At 47.6% G+C, this 4,166-nt stretch carries 3 protein-coding genes; 2 read left to right on the top strand and 1 reads right to left on the bottom strand.

The window, feature by feature from the left end:
* Positions 1 to 185: 185 nt before the first annotated feature.
* Positions 186 to 1,460 carry a fumarylacetoacetase gene (gene fahA / locus V7Q33_RS23160; RefSeq protein ID WP_333821470.1) on the bottom strand — a complete coding sequence of 425 codons (1,275 nt, stop codon included), beginning with the start codon at positions 1,458 to 1,460 and terminating at the stop codon, positions 186 to 188.
* A 104-nt stretch (positions 1,461 to 1,564) separates the two neighbouring features.
* On the opposite strand from fahA, the gene V7Q33_RS23155 reads away from it, so the two are divergent.
* Both V7Q33_RS23155 and V7Q33_RS23150 read left to right on the top strand, forming a co-directional pair.
* On the top strand, positions 1,565 to 2,935 hold the full coding sequence (locus tag V7Q33_RS23155) for a methyltransferase RsmF C-terminal domain-like protein (RefSeq protein ID WP_333821469.1): 1,371 nt from the start codon (positions 1,565 to 1,567) through the stop codon (positions 2,933 to 2,935).
* Positions 2,936 to 3,501: 566 nt separating this feature from the next.
* On the top strand, positions 3,502 to 4,166 hold a 665-nt coding region (locus V7Q33_RS23150), incomplete at its 3' end, for a class I tRNA ligase family protein (RefSeq protein WP_333821468.1).

Raw genomic sequence — 4,166 nt, 5'->3', positions numbered from 1 at the left:
TAGCTGCGAGCCACTAGACGTGCGTGAGTGCGCGTTGTGTGTGTTAGTGACTTCGTCATTACTTCATTATTCGTTGGTCGATATTCCTTGTTCAATTCTCTTTGAACTCGATTAACAGTTAACTTCTAACGGATAACGAAGCATCACCGCTCCCTGACTCATAGCTCGCGGCTCATGGCTCGCAGCTATTTCAACGCTGGCAAAATCTTTCCAGTACATTCCCCGAAGCCAATGCGTACACCATCTTTCAACGCATGGCCGCGCATGGTGATCGTGTCGCCATCGAGTATAAAGGTGCGCTCGCTTCCGTCTGGCAGGTGAAGTGTTTTCTGGCCGTTCCAGGTAAGTTCGAGTAAGGAACCGAATGAGCCGGGTGATGGTCCGCTGATCGTGCCTGATGCATATAGGTCTCCCACCTGGATGTTGCATCCATTCACGGTATGATGCGCAAGCTGCTGGTTGATGTTCCAGTACATATACTTGAAGTTGGAGCGACACACGATGGCCTCTTCGGTATTCGCTGCCTTCATCGCCACTTCCAATACAATATCAAAGTTCCTCGCTCCTTCTATCGATAAATAAGGAAGTACATGCGGATACTGTTCCGGCCCTTGCACACGAAACGGTTCGAGCGCATCGAGTGTAACGACCCAGGGAGAAATAGTAGAACCAAAATTTTTTCCCAGGAACGGTCCGAGCGGAACATACTCCCATTGCTGTATATCGCGTGCCGACCAGTCGTTAAACAACACGAAGCCTGCTATATATTCTTCTGCTTCATGCACATGTATGGGCTGACCAAGTTTTGTTTCACCACACGTGATGAAGGCCATTTCAAGTTCGAAGTCGAGCTTGCGCGAAGGACTATATACCGGCAATTCGCTGTCGGCGGGTTTAATCTGGCCTTTCGGCCGATGCAGGTCTGTGCCCGACACAACGATGGATGATGCTCGACCGTGGTATGCTACCGGTAAATGTTTCCAATTGGGCAGCAGGGCATTTTTCGGATCGCGAAACATAGACCCTACGTTGGTCGCGTGTTCTTCACTGCTATAGAAGTCGGTATAATTAGGGATTCGTACCGGCAATAGCATCTGCACATCACGCATGGCTATCAATGCCGATGCGCGATCCGTTTGATTTTCTTTCAAGTTGTTGTTATCGTGCTGCAGCAGCTCGGATATACGTTCGCGTACTTCGCGAATTTTACTTCTGCCCAATGCAAAAAATTCATTGAGGTATGGCTGATGAAATATACCCGCAGGTAAATCTAATCCTTCAAGATAACCATGCTCGTGCAAGTACGCCAGGTTGAGTATATCGTTACCAATAGCAACACCGGCTGCCGGTGAGCGATGTTGTGTTTTAAAAATCCCAAAGGGAAGATTCTGAATGGTAAAGTCGCTGTTGCGCGGAATCTCCACCCAGCTTTTCAATGCAGGATTATTGGCCTTGATCATGACAGTCATATGGAAGGTAAACCTAACAAGCCTGCCGCCAAAGTAAAAGCGTACAGCCGAAAAGTTGGCTCGGAAACAAACCACTTTGTGCTTACTTTCGCACCATGTCGTTTCAAGCTGCTGACCTGCCCGCATCATTCGCCCACAAAATGCAACGCCAGTTGGGCAATGCCTTCCCGGATTTTGTGAACAGCCTGTCGCAGCCGGCACCGGTAAGTATACGCCTCAATCCCTGGAAGAAAAATCGCTATACACAGCTTGCCTCCATACCCTGGGCAAGCCAGGGACGATATCTGGCAGAGCGGCCTGTGTTTACGCTTGATCCATTCTTTCATGCCGGTTCCTACTATGTGCAGGAAGCCAGCTCGATGTTTCTGGAGCAGGCGCTCAGGCAGTGCGTTGATCTGCATAAGCCTTTGCATGTACTTGATCTTTGTGCTGCACCGGGTGGTAAATCCACACACATGATAAGCCTGCTGAACAATGAAAGTTTACTGGTAACAAACGAAGTGATCCGCTCGCGAGCCGCTATACTTGCCGAGAACATTCAGAAGTGGGGATGCCATAACGTAGCCGTTACCAACAACGACCCGGAAGATTTTCAACGACTGCCGGGCTTCTTCGATGTAATCGTGGTAGATGCTCCCTGCTCGGGCGAAGGATTATTTCGAAAAGATCCGGAAGCCATGCGCGAATGGTCGGATGATAATGTAGTGTTGTGCAGCAGACGCCAGCGAAGGATACTCAGCGATATATGGCCATCCCTGAAAGAGAATGGTATACTGGTATATTCTACGTGTACCTATAACCCGGAAGAAAACGAGGAGAACCTTGCCTGGCTAAAACAAGAACACGATGTTGAGTTTCTGAAACTACGACTCGATCCATCGTGGGGAAATATAGTTGAAGCCGAACAAGGCGGTATAGTGGGCTATCATTTCTATCCACATCTTGTGCAAGGCGAAGGATTTTTTATATCGGTGATCCGCAAGAATGAATCATCAGATATGATGCGCATAAAAAACAGCAAGGCTGGTTTTCAATCGCCCATTAAAAAAATACAGGAGCAAGTGCAGTCGTGGATAGTTGACCCTGATGCGCTGGCGTTCATTCAACGCGATGATCTGGTTCAGTTTCTTCCTGCCGATAAAGTTGCTGAGGTCGAATTGCTTTCGAAGAACCTGCGGCTGATCATGGCCGGTACATTTGCCGCCACTGTAAAGAACAACAAAATTATACCCGAGCACGCACTCGCGCTCTCGACTCAACTGAATCGCGAAGCATTTCCTTCGCTCGCATTAAATCCTGACGATGCGCTGCACTACCTGCGAAGAGAAACCTTGCAAATCCCCACTTCGCACACCGGCTTTACCCTGATGTGCCACGAAGATATACCGTTGGGCTGGGGCAATGTATTACCGAACAGAATCAACAATCTATATCCGGCCGAATGGCGGATCAGGATGAGTTTGTGATTATTCGCTATCTTAAGATATGAACTATGAAATTATCTTCGTAGTAGTAGCGCCCCGAAGAAGGGCAGATAACTTAAGCACGTTACAAGCCAACGTCCGGCTTAAAATGCAATGATCAGGTCTACCTCAGCTTTCTCACAACGCTCTTACTAATTCGGCTTGCTTGATTCCTTTCATTAGCCGCCTTGCATTTGCCTCCGTAGAAAGTAAGTGTAAAGTCTCTTTGTTTTCAATCTCCGGAAGGTGCTTCTTCAATCTGCTCCTAACGCCAGTCCCACTTGTTGTTTTCATAGTCTTATTCGTACAGACAAATGTATAGCAAATACACATAAAAGAAAGAGGCCATACAATTCGCTCAGTCGAAACAATTTCTACCTAATCACGATCTTTTCTACAAATTCTTGCCTCCTCAAACGCCTCCATCCTGCCCTGTTTGCACATTTTCTTTATTTTTGCAACCCTTGTCTGTAACCGTTATTCGCTATCTGTTAATCGTAGAAGCGAGTGACGTATAACGGATAACGGTAAGTCGAGCTGCCAGCGGCTATTTTAACGAACAAACGCATATGCTATCAACCAAATACGATCCATCGGAAGTAGAAGGAAAGTGGTACCAGTACTGGATGGAAAAAGGATTTTTTCACGCCAGTCCCAATACGCAAAAAGAGCCTTATACCATTGTAATACCACCGCCTAACGTTACCGGTGTATTGCACATGGGTCACATGCTCAACAATACCATTCAGGATGTATTGGTGCGCAAGGCACGTATGGAAGGCAAAGAAGCCTGCTGGGTGCCGGGTACAGATCACGCTTCCATTGCTACGGAAGCAAAAGTGGTAGCCATGCTGCGCGAGCGCGGCATCAAAAAATCGGATCTCTCACGCGAAGAGTTTTTGAAGTATGCGTGGGAATGGAAGGAAAAGTATGGCGGCATCATTCTCGAGCAACTCAAGAAACTCGGTGCATCGTGCGACTGGGATCGTACGAAATTTACCATGGATCCCGATTACTATGAAGCGGTAATCGATGTGTTCATAGACCTGTACAGGAAAGGCTATATATACCGCGGCCTCCGCATGGTGAACTGGGACCCGCTGGGAAAAACAGCATTATCGGATGACGAAGTGATTCACCGCGATGTACAGTCCAAGCTATACTATATCAAATACCAGATTGAAGGAAACGCCAGTGAATTTGTAACCATCGCCACCGTTCGTCCGGAGACGAT

It is taken from the genome of Ohtaekwangia sp. (genome assembly GCF_036786105.1).
Taxonomy (GTDB): Bacteria; Bacteroidota; Bacteroidia; order Cytophagales; family Cyclobacteriaceae; genus Ohtaekwangia.
Note: the sequence above shows the minus strand (reverse complement) of the source record. Positions and strands in the feature narration are given on the sequence as shown.